20 protein-coding genes and 1 pseudogene are annotated in these 19,796 nt (G+C 54.4%); 13 read left to right on the top strand and 8 right to left on the bottom strand.

What is annotated here, in order from left to right; all coding sequences use genetic code 11:
- Positions 1–59: 59 nt before the first annotated feature.
- Both Q1A75_RS19395 and Q1A75_RS19390 read right to left on the bottom strand, forming a co-directional pair.
- Positions 60–872: a carbohydrate kinase family protein gene (locus tag Q1A75_RS19395; protein WP_299555632.1), complete on the bottom strand. Its 813-nt coding sequence runs from the start codon at positions 870–872 to the stop codon at positions 60–62.
- 508 nt (positions 873–1,380) lie between these two features.
- The gene (locus Q1A75_RS19390; RefSeq protein WP_299555634.1) at positions 1,381–2,268 is read right to left on the bottom strand and encodes a hypothetical protein; all 888 of its coding nucleotides are present in this window, start codon (positions 2,266–2,268) and stop codon (positions 1,381–1,383) included.
- Between Q1A75_RS19390 and Q1A75_RS24300 the strand changes: the two genes are divergently transcribed.
- Positions 2,238–2,522: a helix-turn-helix transcriptional regulator gene (locus Q1A75_RS24300; protein WP_366142220.1), complete on the top strand. Its 285-nt coding sequence runs from the start codon at positions 2,238–2,240 to the stop codon at positions 2,520–2,522. The two genes, Q1A75_RS19390 and Q1A75_RS24300, sit on opposite strands and share 31 nt — an antisense overlap.
- A gap of 22 nt (positions 2,523–2,544) precedes the next feature.
- On the opposite strand, the gene Q1A75_RS19385 is transcribed toward Q1A75_RS24300, so the two are convergent.
- Positions 2,545–2,760: a helix-turn-helix transcriptional regulator gene (locus tag Q1A75_RS19385; RefSeq protein ID WP_299555636.1), complete on the bottom strand. Its 216-nt coding sequence runs from the start codon at positions 2,758–2,760 to the stop codon at positions 2,545–2,547.
- A gap of 86 nt (positions 2,761–2,846) precedes the next feature.
- On the opposite strand from Q1A75_RS19385, the gene Q1A75_RS19380 reads away from it, so the two are divergent.
- The 8 genes from Q1A75_RS19380 to Q1A75_RS19345 all read left to right on the top strand — a co-directional run bounded on the left by Q1A75_RS19380 (position 2,847) and on the right by Q1A75_RS19345 (position 11,558).
- The gene (locus Q1A75_RS19380; RefSeq protein ID WP_299555638.1) at positions 2,847–3,242 is read left to right on the top strand and encodes a hypothetical protein; all 396 of its coding nucleotides are present in this window, start codon (positions 2,847–2,849) and stop codon (positions 3,240–3,242) included.
- Between the two features lie 1,159 nt (positions 3,243–4,401).
- Entirely contained in the window at positions 4,402–5,100 is a 699-nt protein-coding gene (locus Q1A75_RS19375; protein WP_299555640.1) for a TnsA endonuclease N-terminal domain-containing protein, read from the top strand.
- Complete coding sequence (locus Q1A75_RS19370) at positions 5,094–7,244, top strand: transposase family protein (RefSeq protein WP_299555642.1); 2,151 nt, start codon at positions 5,094–5,096, stop codon at positions 7,242–7,244. Before Q1A75_RS19375 ends, Q1A75_RS19370 begins: the two co-directional genes overlap by 7 nt.
- Positions 7,244–8,254, top strand: a complete 1,011-nt coding sequence (locus Q1A75_RS19365; RefSeq protein ID WP_299555644.1) for a TniB family NTP-binding protein — start codon at positions 7,244–7,246, stop codon at positions 8,252–8,254. Before Q1A75_RS19370 ends, Q1A75_RS19365 begins: the two co-directional genes overlap by 1 nt.
- Positions 8,254–10,128 (top strand): TniQ family protein, encoded by a 1,875-nt coding sequence (locus Q1A75_RS19360; RefSeq protein WP_299555646.1) that lies wholly within the window; start codon positions 8,254–8,256, stop codon positions 10,126–10,128. The genes Q1A75_RS19365 and Q1A75_RS19360 overlap by 1 nt, the downstream gene beginning before the upstream one ends.
- 1 nt (position 10,129) lies before the next feature.
- Entirely contained in the window at positions 10,130–10,702 is a 573-nt protein-coding gene (locus tag Q1A75_RS19355; RefSeq protein WP_299555648.1) for a metallophosphoesterase, read from the top strand.
- Positions 10,699–10,863, top strand: a complete 165-nt coding sequence (locus Q1A75_RS19350) for a type II toxin-antitoxin system prevent-host-death family antitoxin (protein ID WP_299555650.1) — start codon at positions 10,699–10,701, stop codon at positions 10,861–10,863. The genes Q1A75_RS19355 and Q1A75_RS19350 overlap by 4 nt, the downstream gene beginning before the upstream one ends.
- 173 nt (positions 10,864–11,036) lie before the next feature.
- A complete protein-coding gene (locus Q1A75_RS19345; protein WP_299555652.1) occupies positions 11,037–11,558 on the top strand; it encodes a hypothetical protein in 522 nt (173 codons plus the stop codon).
- Positions 11,559–11,583: 25 nt separating this feature from the next.
- Here Q1A75_RS19345 and Q1A75_RS19340 read toward each other — a convergent pair whose 3' ends face one another.
- From Q1A75_RS19340 to phaZ, 4 genes and pseudogenes are all read right to left on the bottom strand, one after another.
- Positions 11,584–11,883 carry a HigA family addiction module antitoxin gene (locus tag Q1A75_RS19340; RefSeq protein WP_299555654.1) on the bottom strand — a complete coding sequence of 100 codons (300 nt, stop codon included), beginning with the start codon at positions 11,881–11,883 and terminating at the stop codon, positions 11,584–11,586.
- 554 nt (positions 11,884–12,437) lie between these two features.
- Positions 12,438–12,785 (bottom strand): annotated as a pseudogene (locus Q1A75_RS19335) (transposase); the annotation flags it as partial.
- A 66-nt stretch (positions 12,786–12,851) separates the two neighbouring features.
- Complete coding sequence (locus tag Q1A75_RS19330; protein ID WP_299555656.1) at positions 12,852–13,487, bottom strand: DUF6151 family protein; 636 nt, start codon at positions 13,485–13,487, stop codon at positions 12,852–12,854.
- 3 nt (positions 13,488–13,490) lie between these two features.
- Positions 13,491–14,765, bottom strand: coding sequence for a polyhydroxyalkanoate depolymerase (gene phaZ / locus Q1A75_RS19325; RefSeq protein WP_299555658.1), 1,275 nt, complete (start codon positions 14,763–14,765; stop codon positions 13,491–13,493).
- Between the two features lie 152 nt (positions 14,766–14,917).
- On the opposite strand from phaZ, the gene phaC reads away from it, so the two are divergent.
- From phaC to Q1A75_RS19310, 3 genes are all read left to right on the top strand, one after another.
- Complete coding sequence (gene phaC, locus Q1A75_RS19320) at positions 14,918–16,723, top strand: class I poly(R)-hydroxyalkanoic acid synthase (RefSeq protein WP_299555660.1); 1,806 nt, start codon at positions 14,918–14,920, stop codon at positions 16,721–16,723.
- 142 nt (positions 16,724–16,865) lie between these two features.
- Positions 16,866–17,312: a phasin family protein gene (locus tag Q1A75_RS19315; protein ID WP_299555662.1), complete on the top strand. Its 447-nt coding sequence runs from the start codon at positions 16,866–16,868 to the stop codon at positions 17,310–17,312.
- Between the two features lie 150 nt (positions 17,313–17,462).
- Positions 17,463–17,867 carry an NUDIX domain-containing protein gene (locus Q1A75_RS19310; RefSeq protein ID WP_299555664.1) on the top strand — a complete coding sequence of 135 codons (405 nt, stop codon included), beginning with the start codon at positions 17,463–17,465 and terminating at the stop codon, positions 17,865–17,867.
- Here the strand turns inward: Q1A75_RS19310 and Q1A75_RS19305 are convergent.
- Complete coding sequence (locus tag Q1A75_RS19305) at positions 17,834–18,709, bottom strand: LysR family transcriptional regulator (RefSeq protein ID WP_299555666.1); 876 nt, start codon at positions 18,707–18,709, stop codon at positions 17,834–17,836. The two genes, Q1A75_RS19310 and Q1A75_RS19305, sit on opposite strands and share 34 nt — an antisense overlap.
- Positions 18,710–18,808: 99 nt before the next feature.
- Here Q1A75_RS19305 and Q1A75_RS19300 point away from each other — a divergent pair, with 99 nt between their 5' ends.
- Positions 18,809–19,738, top strand: a complete 930-nt coding sequence (locus Q1A75_RS19300) for an NAD-dependent epimerase/dehydratase family protein (protein ID WP_299555668.1) — start codon at positions 18,809–18,811, stop codon at positions 19,736–19,738.
- Positions 19,739–19,796: the final 58 nt, after the last annotated feature.

Below are 19,796 nucleotides of genomic sequence, written 5' to 3'. Positions count from 1 at the left end.
GATGTCATCTCGTCTCATGCCCCAACATGACACTCCGAACCGACAATGGGAATCCTATGTCAGACGGGGAACACTAGGTCCAAGTCCAGCAATTCTTCGGCTGATGGAATAGGCAGTGCTCGACTATTGCAGTAGTAGCTTGTGGCTCGCGAAGCTAGCTGCGCTGCTTCGACTGGATCTCGATCTTCTTCACCCCAAAATAATGTAAACGCTGCTGAAAATACGTCGCCCGACCCTAACTTCCAAACGTTGCCACTTTTATATGCTGGTACAATAGTTGGTTCAGAGCCTCTGGTTGCTACTAGGGCTCCATGGCCTCCCATCTTGATGACAACGACATCTGCGTCACCATCAGCGATGATCTTTTCGACCATTTTCATTGGATCTGGCTCACCAGTAAGCCGCATGCCTTCAAGGCGGTTCAATATAAGAGCAAGGCTCTTTGCCGTTGACCCATTTTCAGCGAATGGACGCGGATCAAATGCGGATTGTGGATCGTAAACGGCTTTTTTCGCATGAACTTCGGCAGTCCCTTCCATCATGCCGAACCGTAATACCACATCATCTTCAACGACCAAGTTCTTCTCTGGGCATATGGCATCCGGACGAGGTGTAATCTTTGGATCCGCAAGTGAGTGCACATACTCGAAGAGAACTGCCTCAGAACTGATTTCGCCGCATATCTGAAGTCCGTAAACTGCCGTGAGGTTTTGGATCCCGTCCGAAAGGGCCTCGCTTTGGTAGGTGCAAAGAGAAACATTGGGAATTGCATCGCTAATAGCAGCGGCTGCACGACCAGCAGAACCATAAACATCGTCCCAAAAGGGTTCAATGCAGACTTCGTGGTAAACGCCACCAACAATCGTCGTCATGCGGGCTGCACTTGCAGATCAACGGCTCCACCAGTTCGTCCAACAACAACCGCTTCGTATCGAAAACCTTGCCGAATGCAATCAATGAGCCTGATATGACCGTTATGAGTAAGTGCTCCTGCCGGTCCAGCAGGCGCCACAACTTCCAAAATTGGTCGAGTGCCGCTTTCGTTGAGCTGTACCTGTAGAATGTCACCAATCGAAATTGTGGCGACAATTGCAGGTCGAGGGCTGTTCAAGGGTGCACGTTGAGTAATTGCGCAGGGATCACCGCCCTGAGAACCGGCCCCCGATCCACTTCCGCCGCCAATTGGCCCTGGTCTACCAGTTGAGTAGCCATCATCTCTGTCGCTGCCGCTTCCAGACATATAATCACCTCAATAAATCAAAACAGTACATGAGCAATAACAGGCGCTCGCTAAACCATTGATGGTGAAATGAGCTTATGCAGTCAAGAAATCAGTTCGCGTTTTGGTTGCGCTAGTTTGCCATTGGGCTGGTGCGAGATTTAAAGGCCAAGAGCTAGCTGCATCGGAACCGACTTTGGTGGTTTGCCGGCTTCTTCACCCAACAGTCTTTTGACCATTGAGATGGGCATCTGCCGCATGGTCATCCACATGACGGAATCCAATATTGACGCCCTTACCGAGATGCTTGCTGCAAACTCTAAGTATGAGTCTTCAAGCATCAGGTAGTGCTTCTCGACAGTTCGTTCCTTCGGAAAAACACCGAGAATTTGCCCCGCGCGGAGAATGTGGATGTCCAGAATCGACACGTCGTCACTGTTACGCCAATTTCGTACAATCCATGATGCGGTCTTGAGGCCTATACCTGGTATGTCGACCAGCTTGTCTCGAAGGTCGCGGTCGGACGCTTCTCGGTCGACTTGTGGCATCGCATTCATGGCAGCCGAGATGTACCGGGCTTTTTGTTTTGCGAAACGATACCTGACCTTTCTTTCGCCAATATCAAGTGGTTCAAGCAACATCTCTAAAACAGATTCCTCACGATTCAGAGTCTGCGGGTCATCGATGAACCTTTCGCGAAGCCGCTCGTAGGCGGCTAAGCCGACTTCTGCTGGAATTCCATAACCACCAAGCAGGCAGGCCAATGTCTCTTCTTCCAGTGAACTTCCAAGCTTGTAATGCTCTGGGGCCTGCACTTCCCACATCCATGCCTGCGTTGCCCAATATGCTGGTGTGAGCAATTCTTCAGCCATTCCCCACTGTAGCGAGCCGTTTCCTATCGTCTCTCCTGGCGAGGGCACTTCGTGACTGACCACACCAGTCTCCGTTCTAACGAATACGCGTTGGATTGACGTTTCATGTGATAAATGCATAAAAAGAATAATATTATGCATTTGTGATGGCCGCAATGGGAAACTTGATGAAGTCATTGGAGATGAGGCGGCTTGAGCGGAGGATGAGTCAATCCGAACTTGCGGCCATCCTAGGAATAACGCAGGGCCATTATAGCAAGATTTCAAGTGGAAAGTTGAAGTTATCGAAGAGGTTGCGAGCATCTGCAGAGCAGTGGCTCGGCTCATTCAGTTCGACCTACGAAGGCTCCGATAGTGAGAGGCTCAAGCAACTTCTAGGCATAATTGATGCGTCATGTGCGGAGGCTATGCATATTTTGAATACTAAGTGACGCGAATACGATTTTGGAAAACTCAGTGTTTGAAAAGCTCGGCCACTTCCACTCCGAGCGCGTCAGCGATCCGAACGATCACCTTCAGTCCAGGGTTACGTTCGCCCCGTTCGATCCCACCAATATAAGTCCGGTCCAAATCCACAGCATGGGCAAACCCTTCTTGTGAAAAGCCGCGAGCCTTGCGTGCTTCACGCAGATTGCGACCAAAATCGCCAACTGTTAACTTCTGCCCCATACCTCTTGAGGCAAGAAAGATGTTTTATCGTCTACGGACTTATCGTACCATTTTGATGATCTGAAACCCACGGAGGGAGTTTCCACGTGTTTGATGCCTTTCCTGATGGCAAGATTGATGCTGGCTCTGATCGTTTCTCCGAACTTCAGAGGATTGCTGAGGCTCGTCTCTTGGAGATCGAGCGCGTGCCGGGTACTGGATTGGGCGCGAAATTGCGTCGCTACATATCTCTCTCGAAACTAAATGCGCTCTTGTCATTTTATGGCTGGGCGATCTGCCGTGACGGGACCATGATTGAAGTGAAGGTGCGTGGAGAGCCAGTCAACTTATGTCTCGATGACGGACAAAAACCATTGCAAGGGAGCATTGAAGAGCTCAACGAGCAGGCGCTTAACTGTTTCATTGAAACTGGCAAAGTAATCGACCCGAGAACTGGCCGCCAAATCCCGCGTTCTGAGGGGTACCGATTTGGCATCACTTGAAGGCCAAATCCAATCAGCAGCTTGAACGAGATAGACGGCAAAGTCGGCCGAATGTGTCCTGCGGCTGAATTTTCATCCAGCCGCGAATCAGGTCCTGATCCCATACGATACGTTTACTAATTGAGGCATCAATTGACACGAACGGGAACAAAAATCTGGAATTGAGGCCAATCCACCGAGTGTAGCGGAAAAAATTTTCTCGCCACCCCGCCGAACAATCGAGTTCACAGGCCGATAGTCTAACGGCAGATCAACTGTGTGATCACAGAGAAAATTACTTCGGAAGTATACATATACACCGCCAAGCTTCACCTTGGCCTGTTAGAAATTTCTGGGCCTGAAAACTCCGGCACCGGTGCCCTCGTGTATATGTTTATCCGAAAATTGAGAACACCAAGCCACAGCCAATGAAAGCGAGTATATGTTTATCTACCGGGATAAACATATAAAGATCAAAAACTTAGGCCTTGATAACTGAACATGTTCAGTCAAAGGTTGTGGCCAAAATTGGGTATGAGATCTGCGTTTCGGTAAAGATGATCTCATATCAGAAAGCGAAAAAGGTGTCGATGTTTTGGCTATAGACCTGGCAAGGCATGCGCAAATACGGATTGAGCTTTTGAGGCTTGGCGTGAGTCTTTCAGACGTAGCGTCGCGCACAAAGCGGAGTCGGTCAGGAGTGACAGGGTGTAGCCAGGGCCGTTTCTTCAGTGACGTGATACAATCCGAGTTGGCAAAATGCCTCAATACGACACCCCAATCTCTGTTTCCCGAAAGATATGATGAGGAGGGCAACCCGCTGAAGTACAAATCGTGATACCTACCCCAAAAACGACGAAAGCCCGGACGCGCTAGCATCCGGGCCCTCTAGAACAGATTAAATCCGTCCGTGGTTGTTCGATTTAATCCCACTTCTAGCGTCAAAAGTCAAGCTTTTCGCGGTCGTTATGCGGTCCGCGCGGGGCATTTCTTTTCAAAAATCTAACTGAACTGGGACCTCTATGTTTACAGAACCAAGAATCCTGCGCGATGCGCAGGCAATGTCTGACTGCGACCTTCAACAACTGTTGGATTTGGTCGCACTGCCCGAACCGATTCTCACAGATCGTGAAATCTCAGATTACCTGAAACCGTCCTCTCGTTTTGAGGAGGTACGGCCATGATGCACCCTTTTCTGACCGAGATAGGTTACCGCGAACCGCTGCCCAGTCTCTCAACGCGCAAGATACCGATGCGTTCAAGGACGAGTTGCAGGGGCTTTGTCCCAGTTTGGCTCGCTTCCGAGCAGTGGTGGCGACGCGTCGTTTTCGAAAGCCAGCTCGAACTGATGTTCATCCAACTGATCCTATCGCAGGGCAATGTTTACGATATCTGGGAGCAACCGCCAGCGGTCCGCTACATCAAAGAAAACGGGAAAAGCGCTCAGCATTACTTCGACTTTTTGATCACTTGGATGGACGGCTCCAAGACAGCATGGGCCGTGAAACCATTCGAACTGGTGCAAAGACGGGATTTCGATCAAGAGATCGCGCTCATCGCGTCACAAACACCGAATTCGTTCGCCGATGAGGTCCGTTTGTTCACGGATGCCGGGTTTCAGCGGTATGACGCGGTGAACGCCGCAAGGTTCCAGCAGTTCTCCAAGAGTCCAGATCCAGCCGCTGACGACGCCGTGGCGGCACAAATCTCGGTGCTTGAAGGCTCGACAACGATCGCCCGAATTGTGGAGCAAACTGGAATGTCCGGCCGGGCATATCGAGCAGTTGTGCGCGCGGTCTTCCGAGGTGACCTGCGTCAGGTCAAAGGTGGGCTCATTGACTACCCGACGCTCGTAAAGCGGGGGGTGACGCAATGCTGAAACAACGATTCACAACAAATGATCGTGCTCTGATCGGCCGCCCACCTCACTACCGGTTCCTAGGCCAGGACGCCACGACAACCAGTTGGTTGCGCGAAGGTGAAAATGGGCAAGTCGAACATTTTACCTACGAGCAGCTCGCGGAGTTCCAAAAGTCTTCTCTCTGGCGATATGAGCGGGACTATTACGATCTCAATCAAACCAAGCTGGCATCATCGATGCCAGCCCTGACCCTGGACCATTTGTCTGATAACGCGCGGAAGAAGACCATCTGGTACTTCATAATCTGCATGGCTGTGAAAGCCATGTATGACGCCGGTGAGATCTCGTTGACCGACGCCAGCATCACCATGGCGAAGGCCGCTCTTCAGGAAAAGATGAATGAAATTGAGGCGCAACGGCACAATATCGGTATCGATATCAAGGGCTTCACCGACATGTATGTCCGCAAGCTACCTTGTACAAAGACCATTCGAACCAAGTTCGCCACGTTGAGGCGATTTGGCTATAACCTACTCAGCCTCGCACCCGGTTGGTATCGAGCGACGAAAGTCGGCAACAAGTTCGATGAAGAGACCGAAGCCGTTGTCATGAAATTGGTGCGCGAAATCGCGTCCCGTGAGATGGACAACAAGGCAGAAATTTCTCGACAGGTCATAGATCGGCTCGTGGAGCTCAATGAAGAGCGGGCTGATGAGGGTATCGTCGCTCTTGGCGTCCCATCGCAACGGACAATAGAACGTCGGATATCGGCGATGAACCAAGCCGAGCTTTACGCCATTTTCCATGGGGCAGACGCTGCGCGAAAAGAGTTCGCTCTATCGGCCGGTGGAAGGCTAAGGCAATTCGCCATGGACGAGATCATGTTCGATGAATGCGAAGTTGATCTCTTCACATATTTCACCAATCTGGGCATCTATGACCACCTGCCCAAACACATTCGGGAGAACCTCCCGCGCGGCCGCCGGTGGATTTGCGCAGCGATCGATACCCGCACACGTGTCATATTAGGTATTCGGGTTGCAGCCAAACCCTGTGCCGAAGAAGCTGTCAAATTGCTGCGAATGGTTGTCCGCGACAAGACGGACATTGCGAAGGCCATGGGCGCAGAATCGCCCTGGCCGTTTCACGGCGGATTGGGCATGGTTGCCTGCGACACCGGGTCGGCGTTCGTAAGTGACGAATTCATCTCAGCTGTGACAGCGCTTGGCGGAACCATGTTCTTTCCGCCGGTGAAGATCCCGGAACTTCGCGCCGAGATCGAGAGGGTGTTCGGCACGATCAACTCCAGGCTACTGACGCGAATCTTTGGGCGTGCTTTTTACAACCCGAAGGCTCGTGGCGACTATGATTCCGAGGGTCGCGCCGTTCTCGATGACGACGAATTGGCGCGTATCTTGACGATCTTCTTCGTCGATTTCTACCACCACAATCAGCACACGGGGTTGGATTTCAAAACGCCGGCGAATTCCTGGTCAGAAGTAGAAGGCAAGTACTTCGTCAACGCACCACCAGATCGGCACACTGTTCGATCTGCCGTCGGCATTGAGATGCAGCGCAGGCTCACGAAGCGCGGAATCGACGTCTTCGGCAACTATTACACCTGCCCCGAACTGCATGCCTTCTGGCATGCGTCCTCAAAACGGGAGATGCGCATCAGGGTAGATCCCCACGATATCGGTGCCATCTCAGTGCTTATCGGAGAAAACTGGGTAACGGCTGATGCCTTGGATTGTGACCTCGACGGCGTTCACATGAGCAGCTGGGTCACCGAATTTCGTGCGATCAAAGCGCACAACAAAGCCGAAAGCGAGTTGTCCAGCGACCTGCGGGACCGCGCATTGAAGAACATTGATGCAATTTGCCACAAAGCTGCGCTGCGTGCCGGTATCGGTCCCCACGATCTCACAAAAGAGCAGGTCCTGAAACTTCAGAAAGATTTGTTCCACGGGACCACTTTTAAGCCTCGGCCAGAGATTGGAGCACCCGTGGAGGAACCTGGCTTGATGGGAACTCGCTTTGAAACAGCCACCGCGCTGGAAGGGTCAAAGCCTTCCCGAGAGCAGATTGCAGATGACGAGACAGATCCCTTCGAAACATCTCAACCAATCACAAAACCCACTTGGAATTTGGAGGACAAATAATGTTACCGAAACAGCAAAAAGCGCTCGCCACGGGCAAGATCATCTCTGACCTGTGCGCCAAATTTGTTCCTCATACTCCCTTCTCTGACTTGCAAGACCAGTTCGATCTGTTGCTCTATCGACGTCGCGCAGAATTAGAGACAGGGCGCTCAAGCGAGGCGCGTGGCATCGTTTTGATCGGCAACTCCGGTTCCGGTAAATCGACAGCGATGTCGCATCTATTCAATCGACACAAGGATCTGGCGCGACTCGAGCCCAACAAGACTAAAGCGGAGGCGATCAGCCTATCGGTTCCATCCCCGGCAACGCTAAAGCATGTCGGAATGTCATGCCTGAATGCAATCGGCTACCCCATTCGTCGCGATCGTACGGCGGGCATCATCTGGGAACTCCTGCAGAACCATTTGCGGGAACGGGAGACGCTGTTCTTACACCTCGACGAGGCACAAGATCTGCACATCAACCGCAACGAACGCGAGATGCAGTCCGTCGTCAATACGCTTAAATCTCTCATGCAAAACCCGGTGTGGCCAACCGGTCTGATTTTGAGCGGAATGCCAGCTTTAAAGGATTTATTGCACCTCGATCCGCAGCTGTCACGACGCTTCATACCAATCCATCTCGCTCCGATTAGCTTCACAACCCATGGGAACATCTTGCCTGAAATCGTGGCCAACTACTTGGCCGCGGCCAAACTTCCCATTGCGGATGGAACTTACAGTTCTGAGTTCACAAAGCGTTTGATCCATGCCGGTGCTGGAGAGTTGGGGCTCGTGATTGAAATCATCATTGCGGCAATCGAAGAGGCTTTGCTGGCTGACAATATGACGGTTGGTCTGGATGACTTCGCATCAGCGTTTCGGCGGCGGTCGGGATGTGTCGACGATCTCAATCCCTTCATCTCCGAAGATTACCGCGCCGTCGATGCGCGCAAGTTGCTTGCGGAAGTCGAAGAGGATGAACCGGATGTCCTGATGCCGCATGCAAAGAAGCGCCGGAGGAGAGCATGATGCAACTCGGATTGACCCTACCTCTTCGCCCTGCGCAAACGACCACCTCGCTGGTCACAAATATCGCTGCCTTTAACGGCAGCCAATATGTGCAGGATTTTTCGCAAGATATGCGGATAAACTGGAAAGGCCTTGTCAAAGGCCTTTCTGAAGAACTCGATCTGGTCTCCAAACTATCAGGTGTGCCACGCGAGCAGATGGACAAGTATGCCAGCCGTCTTGTTGTCGAACCTGGTGGTCGTAAGAGCTTTGTGGTGGCGGAACAGTATCTATCAAATCGGCAGTTCGCGCGTGGCAGGCTGCGGGTTTGCCCGAAATGTATCATGGAAGACAAAACCAGGTTTGGAGATTTTGGTCCCTACACACGTGTCTACTGGCACGTCTCATCGATCCGGACCTGTCCAGAGCATCAGGTCGCGCTGCTGGAGCTTCCTGCAGCGGAATTCCCGCGTGACATCCATGACACCTTTGGTCGCATCAGAGATCACTGGAGCCTAATCGAGGCAGCTACGCGGTGCTTAGAATTCCGAAAACCCTCATCCTTTGAGCGTTATCAAATCAAGCGATTGGACGGGCAGAAGTCGAGAAATCGGCTTGATGAACTGCCCTTTGAGATCGTTGCAAAAACATCGGAAATGTTGGGCTTGGTTTGTGCCTTCGGTCCCCAAAAGGCCTTTTCAACTGCTAGTGATGCAGAGCTTGCCGAGGCCGGCCGTCTCGGATTTGAGGCGCTCCGCAAAGGAAAGCAGGGAATAGAAGCTGCGCTGAGTGGCGTGCAAAGTCGCTCGGTTGGTTTTCGCTCGGGCCACTACACCGATTTCTGCCATTTCGCGCGCTGGCTGGACCGTCGAACTCATGACGAGCGATATGACCCTATTTGCAAAATTTATCGCGATTTTGTCTTTCACAATTACCCGATTGGGCAAGGCGAGATTGTGTTGGGAAAACCTTGCCCGCAGCGACACCTGCATTCCTTCGCCACAATAGCAAAGGAGTTCGACATCGACCCGTTTCGCTTGAAGAACCTATTGTGGGGTTTTGGTTTTGGGCAGGGCATGCGAACCAGAGCTCTCTCCCCCTGTGAGATCGGATACTTTCCAGCCGATGAAAGTGAGGCAAAAATCCGAGAGATGTTAGATGTGGTGGACCGCGTGGAAGCCGCGAGGCGACTTAACATCAACAGGCCGCTATTTGATCGTTTGCGAAAAATCGGAGTCATCCAGCCTGCGGCAACATTCGAAGGCTTGAAAGGGCTATACCAGCCCGATCATTTGGATGAGGTTCTTGCGCGCTTTCTCAATCGTGCTGAACCGGTCGAAGATTTGATTGGAAAGCAAATGGATATCGGCGTCGCCTGCAACAAAGCCAAAGTTAAGATCGAACACGTAATTCCGTTGATTTTGGATGGTCGTCTGGAATGGCTGGGAAGGCAGAAAAGTGTTGAGGGCCTGGCCGCGCTTGCCGTCGACCTCGAAGAGATTCTCGACCTGTTCGAGGGCCCACCTTTGCAGGGATACACGAAACAAGAGTTAAAACGATTGTTGCGCGTCAACGATCCAACGATCACCCATCTGATTCAGGAAAAATACATCCGGGCACAGAAAACACGGCATCCGCGTTCACGCCGCCCGATGTCGATCATTCCGCATGAGGCCTATGATGCGTTTTTGAAGCGCTACGTGCCTCTGGGCATCCTCGCGCATCAAATTGGCACACAGGCTAAGCATGTTTCTTCTAGGCTTGAGAAGCTGAGTGTTGATCCGATACAGATCGCACCTCGTTTCAGCAAAATCTATGAACGCGAAAAATTGGACGGCTTAATTGAGGGCGACAGGTGGGCCTCGGGTCCGTCGTTGCAAACGGAAGGTTGTTAAGATGGTGAATTGGTACACTGCCGACACCCACTTCGGGCATGAAAACGTGATTGGGTTCTGTGATCGGCCATTTCGTGATGCCGGGCATATGGACACCGTGTTGATAGAGAACCTTTGGTCTAAGGTCGGTCCTGATGACGATCTATGGATCGTTGGCGACTTTGCATTTGGTCCGAAAGCCAAAGAAGCCACTTACTTAAACGGCATTTTTGGACAGCTACCTGGTGCTCGAAAGCACCTAATAGTTGGTAACCACGATCTTGAGCCAACCCTGCAGCTCCCGTGGGACAGCATCTCGCATCTAGTCGAGGTCCGCGACGGGCCACATGGCCAATCCCATACGCTCTGTCATTACCCGATGATCACCTGGAATTATGCGCGCCGCCAATCACTCCAATTTTTCGGCCACGTCCATAACAATTGGCGCGGATCACGGAACAGCGTGAATGTCGGTGTTGATGTCTGGGATTTCATGCCGGTCCGGTTTGAAGATATCGCACGCCGTGCCAAATCGCTGCCAGTGAACAAGCACTGGGCCGACGTCGAGCACAACGCGAAGGAGCCTACACCATGAACGAGCCCATGCGAACCGCCACGGTCAGTATGCTGCGACGCAGGACGAAGGAACTCCTCAAGCTGGCCGCAGAGCACCCCATCCTGATCACCCGCTACGGTAAACCAGCCTTCGTGCTGATGTCGGTAGACCACTACAACCGCATTTCCGAAATAGAGTGACTGCAAGGTATGACACGGCGTACCTAACTCGACCTTAAGATCGTTGGCGGCCTGGTTTGCTCCTGGCCGACATCGGTGTGAATTCAAACGATCCAGGGGCAAATTGGTCAATCCCCAGAGGCTCGCTTGCGTCGAGGTTGGCGTCACGGCGAGAATATCGAAAGGGAAATAGTATGCATACAATAAAGATGGCGGATCAACCGCAACCAACTGAGTATGATTATAAGGCTGCTGAGCAACAGCTTGGGTCTTTGGCCAAGTGGCAGATAATAGCAACCGGCGCCGTTGCAGCTGTTCTGGTAAACGGTTTGGCAAGCTCAGGAGATCACCCACATTTGGCGGCAATGCTTGTTAGATGGCTTGCTGCACTACCGTTCATCATGTTCGGGGTATTCTACGTTGCTACCCTTTACTTCAGGCAATTCAAACTGTTCTATCGGGCCGAACATGACTATCGCCCGATGTGGTTGAGGCGGTCTGCTGACTACCTGATTTCAATAACACCTGAGGGCCTTCGAAAGACCCTGCATTGGACCGCTGAAACATATCTATTGTTTTTTGGGATATGCGTCGCAGCTGTCTGCTTTTTGTGTGGTACCTTGCTGCTTTTGGATGGATTTGAGCTCTTCCAACGAGTGAATTCGCTTCAATATGAGCGCGAGCTGTTCTTGCTACAGCAGAGCAAAGATCCATGATTGCGTTCGATGTGTTTGCTGCGGTTCAAATAGGGCCGCCGATAGTGGGAATGTCAGAAACATCAACTGTTTGAGACGCGCACCACGCATCATAGCCTGCTTGTATCAATATCCATATGGTAGGACCGTTGCCGAACAACTTCCCAAGCCGCACCGCGACTTCAGGACTTACCGGTTTCCGTTCGGCGATGATGTCATGTAGATGTTGACCTGAGATGCCAAGTAAACGAGCGACCTCCGTCTTCGATTTTTTGAAGGCGGGGATTACATCTTCCCTCAAAAGCTCGCCCGGATGAGTTGGACAACGTTCCGACACTCCACCCATAACATTCCCCTTTTGAACAGACCAACTTTGATGGCATCGACAATGCCACAAGCTGGTACATTTGTCGTGCGTGATCGCATGCAGTCTTGAGGGCTTCGACGATAGAAGCCGTCGGCCATTGGGCGAGTTATTGAAGGAAAAATTTGGCTTCGAAAAAGGAAAATATGTTGTCGTACCAACGCGCCGGGGTACAATAAAATCAACACATTAGATTAACTCAGAGGAAAGACCTCGTGACGTTTCACAAATAAAATCAAGGCACTAAAGGGTGGTGCGTGGTATGTGCCGATCTGTGCGGGTGTTGCCGGAAGCAATACGGAAGCATAGCGTCGGATATTCGAGCGTGTTCATTGGGTCACGGTGGAGAATCAGTGGCTAGCTCACGCGTGCCGTTCGATCAGTTTGGTGAGCCCATTGATCCGCACATTGAGGCCATTCAACTGGTGGCACACCACGCCCAAAAAACCGTCCGCAATTTCTGACATACCAATTGCTCCTCGGTTCCGTGCTCACGCGAACTTGGACACCGCCTCAATTCCTGTCGGGAGGATATAACCAAACTCTCGCAGGATGCTTCGGATCATGTTCACGATCTGGGTGGGCTGGCAGACGACCAGATCCCTCGCACGATGGATGGCAAGTACGGCCTGCTGGTCTTCAGATTTGATCCCGACAAACTGCATCGTTGGCCGCCGCACCGTTTCGCAGATGGCCTCGGCATCTGCTGCATCTGTCTTGCCTTGCTTCACATAGGGTTTGACGTAGGCCGCAGGCATCAACCGGACATCACGGCCGAGCTTGCGCAGCTCGCGGCCCCAGTGGTGCGCCGAATCACGTGCCTCCATGCCAACCACACATCGCAGTAGGGTCTCAAAGAAAGAGAGTAGCTTGGCACGTTCGATGCCGGTGGAGCGGGAGCCATCCACCTCATCCGGAAAGGGCCGACCTCAACCTTTGACAACTGTGGTTCAAAGTCGGCTTCGCGGCTGCGGCTGCTCAAAGCGACTGACGTCACGACGATATCCCCCTTGGTTCGGATAAAGTGCGGTCTGCTCTTTTTCGGGCACCACGTGGATGTCTCGGACAGGTGATCCGTCTGGGTTGAAAAACGGGGTTTGCTTCCAGAGCCCCGTGAGCCGCCGGGACAATGCACCCTTTGCGAAGCCGACCATGAATTTCAAACCACCATCATGGCCGCGCTTGCCATTTGGTTTGCGGACAAAGGCGCGGGCCACGATTGGACCCAGCGGGCTGTCATCCTCAAGCCGGTCGGTGCGGAAAGATGCAAAGGGCATCTTTGGCGTGCGCATTGTTTTGAAAAGCACGGCACCGCAGCAGCGGGCTTGCCATTGCAAGAGCCCCTTGTCCGAGAGGGAAAAGACGGCGAGTTGATCAAGGCCATCGTCGAACTGCACGCGGTCCGGCACTGTCTGGTACAGTTGTACGCCACCGGGTGCCGGGTCTGGTTGACCCGCATACAGTTCGGTTGCGCGGCAGTCATGGCAGTAGCATTCGACGCGGGTGCCATTCGACGGGGACACTCCCAGAAGCTTGCCCCGGAGTTTTCCGCAATCACAGGCGAAGGGGAGATCCGCACCTGCCACCGTTTAAGCCGCCTTGTTCCTGTTGGCCGCCTTTTTTGGAGGTGTCTTGGGAGAGTTGTCGTCAATGAACTCAAGCACCAGGGGCCGGATGTTGTTGCGCCAGCTTTTGCCCGCGAAGATGCCGTAGTGGCCAGCGCCGGGTTCGACGTGGCTTGCCTTTTTCTCGTCCGGCAGGCCCGTGCACAGGTCCAAAGCCGCAACGCACTGGCCAGGGGCCGAGATGTCGTCATTCGCCCCTTCGACCGTCTTGACGGCCACTGTTGTGATCTTGCCGATATCGACTTGTTTGCCGTTCACGGTAAAGACGTTTTTTGCGATCTCGCAGCGTTTGAAGATGCGATCAACGGTGGACAGGTAGAATTCTGCCGTCATGTCCATGACCGCAAGATATTCGTCATAGAACTTGTTGTGCTTGTCGTGATCACCTGCATCGCCGCGCGCGACTTTGCTGATCTGGTCCTGGAATGCTTTGGAGTGCTTTTCGGCGTTCATCGACATGAACGACGCCAGTTGCAGCAGGCCTGGATAGACCATGCGCCCCACGCCTGGGTACTTGAAGCCCACGCGCTGGATCATCGTTTCCTCGAGCTGGCCCATGGTGACGCGTCGGCCAAAGTCGGTGACTTCCGTCGGGGTCGCATCAGGGTCGATGGGGCCGCCAATGAGCGTAAGCGAGCGTGGCTGCGCTTTGGGGTCTTCCCCGGCCAGGTAGGCCGTCGCGGCTAGCGTCAGCGGTGCCGGTTGGCACACCGCAATCACGTGTGTGTCGGGGCCAAGGTGGCGCATATAGTCGACAAGGTAGAGGGTATAATCCTCAACGTCGAACTTGCCCGAGCTGACCGGGATGTCGCGCGCGTTGTGCCAATCGGTGACATAAACCTCGCAATCAGGCATCAGCGACATGACGGTCGAACGCAGCAGCGTGGCATAGTGGCCGGACATCGGCGCAACCAGCAGCACCTTGCGCTTGCGTGGTTTGCGCCCTGTCACGTTGAAGTGGATGAGGTCGCCGAAGTCGCCCGGCACAACAGTGTCGATACTGACCAGGTGGTCCTTGCCATCCTCCGCTGTGAACGAGGGGATGCCCCAGTCGGGTTTGACAATCATCCGCTGGAAGGTGCGTTCCGTCACTTCGCCCCATGCCCGCATCCATTCCATCGTTGGGTTGGGTATCATTGAAAAGGCGGGATAGGCTCCGACAGCCTGGGCCGTGGCGCCCAGCCATTGGTTTGTGTTTCGCATGGTTTCCATGAAGTCGTAGCTGATCATGTAGCGCATCGCGCTCTCCTTCATACTGTAGGGGCGGGTACGCACAATCCCGCGTCGGACGGTTTGTCGCTTTGCCCCCTGAAACATGCGACCATACATATGCGGCGCGAGCCGCGCGCAGACATTGCTGCACGTGCGAACACTACGGGGAAGACCTTAACATGACAACCAACGACACAACCGATGGTGCTGTCTCGGGAGAAAACTTCGACAAATTGAATGGAAATCTCCGTAAGGTTGAAGAGTTGACCCAGCGACTCACCCAGGTTTTGACGCACCGCAGCACGCACAATGCGGCGCTCGACGGTCCGAATCAGGAGTTGTTCACGAAGGCTGCTACCGCCTATTGGCAGGAAGCCTTCCGCGAGCCGGCCAAGGTGCTGGAGCACCAGTTGCAGTTCTGGTCCAAATCCGTGACGCATTTTGTCGAGGCGCAAAAGGCTCTGGCGTCGGGCAAGTTGCAGGCCCCGACGAACCCCGGCCCCAAGGATCGCCGCTTTGCCAATCCGTTGTGGGACACGCATCCTTATTTCAATTACGTCAAGCAACAGTACCTGATCAACGCTGAAGCTGTGGAGCACGCCGTCGAGGCCGTATCGGACCTTGATCCAAAGGAGAAGCAGCGCCTCTCCTATTTCTCGCGTCAGATCGTCGACATGATGGCGCCCACGAATTTCCTGGCGACCAATCCCGATGCGCTGGAAAAGGCGGTGGCGACCGAGGGTCAAAGCCTGATTGACGGGCTTGAGAACCTGATTTCCGATCTGGAGGCCAACAGCGGCGAACTGATCGTGAAGCTGGCTGATGACAAAGCGTTCGAACTGGGGGGCAACATTGCCACGACGCCGGGCAAGGTCATCTATCGCAACCGGATGATGGAGCTGATCCAATACACACCCACGACCGAGAAAGTGCACAAGACGTCTGTTGTGCTGTTCCCGCCGTGGATCAACAAGTTCTACATCCTAGACCTCAAACAGCAGAACTCTCTTGTGAAATGGATTGTCGAGCAGGGGCATACCCTGTTTGTCGTGTCCTGGGTGAACCCCGATGCGACCTATGCCGGGGTGGGCCTCGAAGATTATGTCCAGGAGGGGTACTTAGCCGCGATCCGTGAGGCCAAGGCGATTACGGGCGAAAAACAGGTCAATGCGATCGGCTACTGTATTGCAGGCACCACGCTGTCCCTGACGATGAGCCTGTTGAAGCGACACAAGGACAAGTCGATCAAATCGGCCACGTTCTTTACGGCGCTGACGGATTTCAGCGATCAGGGCGAGTTCACGCCCTTCCTGACCGACGATTTCATCGACGGGATTGAAGCGGAATGCAAGGACAAGGGAATCCTGCAATCGGTCATCATGGCGCGCACCTTTACGTTCCTTCGGTCGAACGACCTTGTTTATACGCCTGCAATCAAGAGCTACATGATGGGTGAAACGCCCCCGGCCTTTGACTTGCTGTACTGGAACGGGGACGGGGCGAACCTGCCAGCCAAGATGGCCATGCAGTATCTGCGGGGCCTGTGCCAACGCAACGAGCTGGCAGAGGGCGGGTTCGACCTGATGGGGCATCACCTTGAACTGGGCGATATTGAAGTGCCGCTTTGCGCCATCGCGTGCGAGACCGATCACATCGCGCCATGGAAAGACAGCTATCGCGGAGTGCAGCAGATGGGGTCGAAGGACAAGACGTTCATCATGACCCAGTCGGGCCACATCGCGGGGATCGTGAACCCGCCCAGCAAGAACAAGTACGGGCACTACACCAATGAAGATCTGGGCCTGGATCACGAGGCGTGGTTGAAGGGTGCTGACTTCCACGAAGGGTCATGGTGGCCGCGATGGGGGGCTTGGCTGAAAAAGCGGGGCGGGGCGATGGTGAATGCACGTAAACCGGGTGATTCTGCCCATCCTGTGCTGGAAGATGCTCCCGGGTCCTACGTGGCCGTCAAGGCAAGGCCCTGATTTCCCATGTCCTTTCCGTGACGGAAGGCTATTTTTGCTGCGCTGCAGCAAAGGGCTTGATTTGCTGCAGTGCAGCATGTATATCTTGTGCAGACGCAGAAACGTGGGGATGGGCCCGCAGCGATCACAAGGATTGAAGACAATGGCCAAGCAAGCACAAGACATGACCGCGATGTTCAAAGACATGATGGGTGCATTCCCCGTCGACACAGCGGCAATGGAAGACGCGTTCAAGACTGCAACGTCGCTGAACGAAAAACTGAGCCACGTCGCCATCGACGCGGCAGAGAAGTCCACCGAAATCTCCTCGAAGTGGACCAAAGAAACTCTGGCGAAACTGGGCGACATGTCCAAAGCCAAGGCAGAGCCTGCCGACTACGCCAAAGCGATGACAGACTTCGCGTCGTCCTATGCTGAAGTGACAGCCGAACACATGTCCGCTTTCGCCGAAGTTGCCAAGAAAGTTCAGATGGACACAGTTGAGCTGATGATGGCTGCTGGCAAAGACATCAGCGAAGACGCGCAAGCCGTGGTGAAAAAAGCGACCGGTGACATGACTGCCGCTGCCAAGAAAGCTGCTGCGAAGTAATCGCAAACGATATATCGCGCCAACTTTCCTCCCTGAAAGGCGCGGTGACTATGGCGGGCCCTAAGCGGCCCGCCTTTTTCTTTGTCCGAGCCCGTGCCATGCTGCTGCGATGACAGTCCCTTGCACAGTTGAAAATCCGTTGTCGCGATTGTGCGCGAATTTGCCGTGCTGGCCTTTCGCCATCCGCAGGCGCGGGTACAATTGCCCAAGGGCACGCGTGAGCCCGGCGAGTCTCCGGAAGAGACGGCGCGGCGTGAGGTGTTCGAAGAGGTCGGTGTGGTGCTGTCGCAGCCCTTGGTTGCGTTGGGCCAGTGGACCTGTCCCGACCCCGCCTCGATCTGGCATGTCTTTGTTGCTGATGCGCCGCCCGGATTGCCCCCTGCGTGGCGGCATGCGCCCACGGGCAGTGATGAGGAGCGCCGCCATGTCTTTGATGTGATCTGGGTGCAGATGGGCGATGCGTTGGAGGTGTTCCATCCGCTCTTTCATCCGGTCCTGGGTGTGATGCGCACCCATCTGGATCACGTGGGCAAGACGCGCGCCAGCCAATCATAGACCCTGCGCACACGCGGGATGCGGCGCAAGTCTGGGTGGGCTGTGAGCCAGAGCGGCATGCTGCCCACATCCATATCCTTTGAGACCCGGATCACGCGTGGATCCACATCGCCCACGCGCCGCTGACCAAAGCCAATGCCGTATCCCGCCACCACCATGTGCCAGCACAGCACCTGGTCATCGCTGCGGAAGGCAAAGAAGTCGCGGCCTACCTTGAACCCACGCTGGGCAAATCCGTCGATGATCAGGGGGCTGCGGTCGTAGCCGATGATGCTGTGGTGCATCAGGTCTTCCAGGGTTTCGGGTGCGCCATGCTTTTCGATGTAGCTGGGGGCCGCATATGCGCCGAGCGGCAGATCCGCGATGTGTTTGGCGATCACGTCCGGTTGGGTGGGGCGGTACATACGCAGCGCGATATCCGCCTCGCGCCGCAACAGGTTCTCGGTTGTATCGGACGCAATCACCTCGATCTCGATCCCCGGATAGGTGGCGTGCAACTCGCACAGGATCGGGGGCAGGATGAAATTGGCGACCACGTGGCTGGCCGTCAGTCGGACGGTGCCTGCAATCTTTTTCCCATGTCCATCGCGGTCCGTCCCAAAGCGGGCTGCGGCGTCGGCCATTGTGGTGGCATGCGCCAGCAGGTCTGTCCCCTCATCGGTCAGGACCATTCCGCCGCTTGAGCGGTCGAAAAGGCGAGTGCCCAGCGTCGCTTCAAGTTGCGTGATGTGGCGGCTGAGCGTGGGTTGGCTGCTGTTTTGTGCTCGGGCTGCAGCCGAGAGTGAGCCATGTTCCGCGACTGCAGCGAAGGATTGGATCTGGGACCAGTCTGGTTGGTTCATCTATTCATATTTGGATGGTTTGTTTCGAATTGACGTGGATCATATTCGAATTTCGTTCGTTTAGATAGGGTTCAGTTCAGAAATCGAGAGGACGAACACATGGCTTCAGTCATTATTTTGGGTGCAAAGGGTCGGTTCGGGCGCGCGGCTGCGCAGGCCTTTGCAACGGCGGGGTGGACCGTAACTTGGGCGGGTCGTGGCCTCAGTGGAGCGGATTGTATTGATGTGGACGCGACAGATGCCGAGGCATTGCAGGTGGCGTGCGCGGGGCACGATGTGATCGTGAATGCGGTGAACCCACCCTATGATCAATGGTTGCGAACCATCCCAAAGCTAACCAATGCGGTGATTGTGGCGGCGCGCGTCACCGGGGCGACCGTGATGATCCCGGGCAATATCTATAACTACGGACGTCTCTTGCCGCCTGTGCTGCGCGAGGACACGCCGTGGGTCGCGAACACGCGCAAGGGCGGCATTCGCATTCGTATGGAGCGGGCCTATCGTGACAGCGGCGTGCGGACGGTCGTGCTGCGCGGCGGAGATTTCATCGACATCCAGGCATCGGGCAATTGGTTTGAAAGTCATATTGCGCCCAAGGCGGGGCAGGGCAAGTTGACCTATCCCGGCCCGCGGGATCAAGTACATGCTTGGGCCTATCTGCCGGACATGGCGCGCGCGATGGTCGGGCTGGCAGAAAAGCGGGATCAGTTCAGTGCGTTTGAGGAGTTTTGTTTTGACGGATATGCGTTGACTGGCAACGCGTTGATTGCCCATGTGGCCAAGATTATCGGCAAGCCGATGCGTGTGTCGCGACTGCCCTGGAGTGCAGTGTGGGTGATGGGCCTGTGGTCCCCTTTGATGCGCGAAGTATTCGAGATGCGATATCTGTGGCGCAGGCCCCACGCGATGGATGGAAGCAAATTGCGGGCTGTCCTGCCCGCGTTTCAGCCGACACCGGTGGAGGAAGCGCTGGCCGTGTTTCTAAAGAAAGAAACAGATGCGTATGGTGAAGTAGCCGCGCGGGCTTAAAATGCCGCATATGCACACACCCTTTCTTTTTCCTGACGCCGCGCCTAAGCTGCGTTGC

This window comes from uncultured Tateyamaria sp. (genome assembly GCF_947504105.1).
In the GTDB taxonomy this organism is placed as follows: domain Bacteria; phylum Pseudomonadota; class Alphaproteobacteria; order Rhodobacterales; family Rhodobacteraceae; genus Tateyamaria.
This window is presented reverse-complemented; position numbering and strand designations above follow the sequence as displayed.

Excerpts from the sequence above, each read along its gene's own strand:
- Q1A75_RS19395 (WP_299555632.1), bottom strand. The coding sequence starts at position 872 with ATGACGACGATTGTTGGTGGCGTTTACCACGAAGTCTGCATTGAACCC.
- Q1A75_RS24300 (WP_366142220.1), top strand. The coding sequence starts at position 2,238 with ATGGCCGCAATGGGAAACTTGATGAAGTCATTGGAGATGAGGCGGCTT.
- Q1A75_RS19390 (WP_299555634.1), bottom strand. The coding sequence starts at position 2,268 with ATGACTTCATCAAGTTTCCCATTGCGGCCATCACAAATGCATAATATT.
- Q1A75_RS19385 (WP_299555636.1), bottom strand. The coding sequence starts at position 2,760 with ATGGGGCAGAAGTTAACAGTTGGCGATTTTGGTCGCAATCTGCGTGAA.
- Q1A75_RS19375 (WP_299555640.1), top strand. The coding sequence starts at position 4,402 with ATGATGCACCCTTTTCTGACCGAGATAGGTTACCGCGAACCGCTGCCC.
- Q1A75_RS19370 (WP_299555642.1), top strand. The coding sequence starts at position 5,094 with ATGCTGAAACAACGATTCACAACAAATGATCGTGCTCTGATCGGCCGC.
- Q1A75_RS19365 (WP_299555644.1), top strand. The coding sequence starts at position 7,244 with ATGTTACCGAAACAGCAAAAAGCGCTCGCCACGGGCAAGATCATCTCT.
- Q1A75_RS19360 (WP_299555646.1), top strand. The coding sequence starts at position 8,254 with ATGCAACTCGGATTGACCCTACCTCTTCGCCCTGCGCAAACGACCACC.
- Q1A75_RS19355 (WP_299555648.1), top strand. The coding sequence starts at position 10,130 with ATGGTGAATTGGTACACTGCCGACACCCACTTCGGGCATGAAAACGTG.
- Q1A75_RS19350 (WP_299555650.1), top strand. The coding sequence starts at position 10,699 with ATGAACGAGCCCATGCGAACCGCCACGGTCAGTATGCTGCGACGCAGG.
- Q1A75_RS19345 (WP_299555652.1), top strand. The coding sequence starts at position 11,037 with ATGCATACAATAAAGATGGCGGATCAACCGCAACCAACTGAGTATGAT.
- Q1A75_RS19340 (WP_299555654.1), bottom strand. The coding sequence starts at position 11,883 with ATGGGTGGAGTGTCGGAACGTTGTCCAACTCATCCGGGCGAGCTTTTG.
- phaZ (WP_299555658.1), bottom strand. The coding sequence starts at position 14,765 with ATGCGCTACATGATCAGCTACGACTTCATGGAAACCATGCGAAACACA.
- phaC (WP_299555660.1), top strand. The coding sequence starts at position 14,918 with ATGACAACCAACGACACAACCGATGGTGCTGTCTCGGGAGAAAACTTC.
- Q1A75_RS19315 (WP_299555662.1), top strand. The coding sequence starts at position 16,866 with ATGGCCAAGCAAGCACAAGACATGACCGCGATGTTCAAAGACATGATG.
- Q1A75_RS19305 (WP_299555666.1), bottom strand. The coding sequence starts at position 18,709 with ATGAACCAACCAGACTGGTCCCAGATCCAATCCTTCGCTGCAGTCGCG.
- Q1A75_RS19300 (WP_299555668.1), top strand. The coding sequence starts at position 18,809 with ATGGCTTCAGTCATTATTTTGGGTGCAAAGGGTCGGTTCGGGCGCGCG.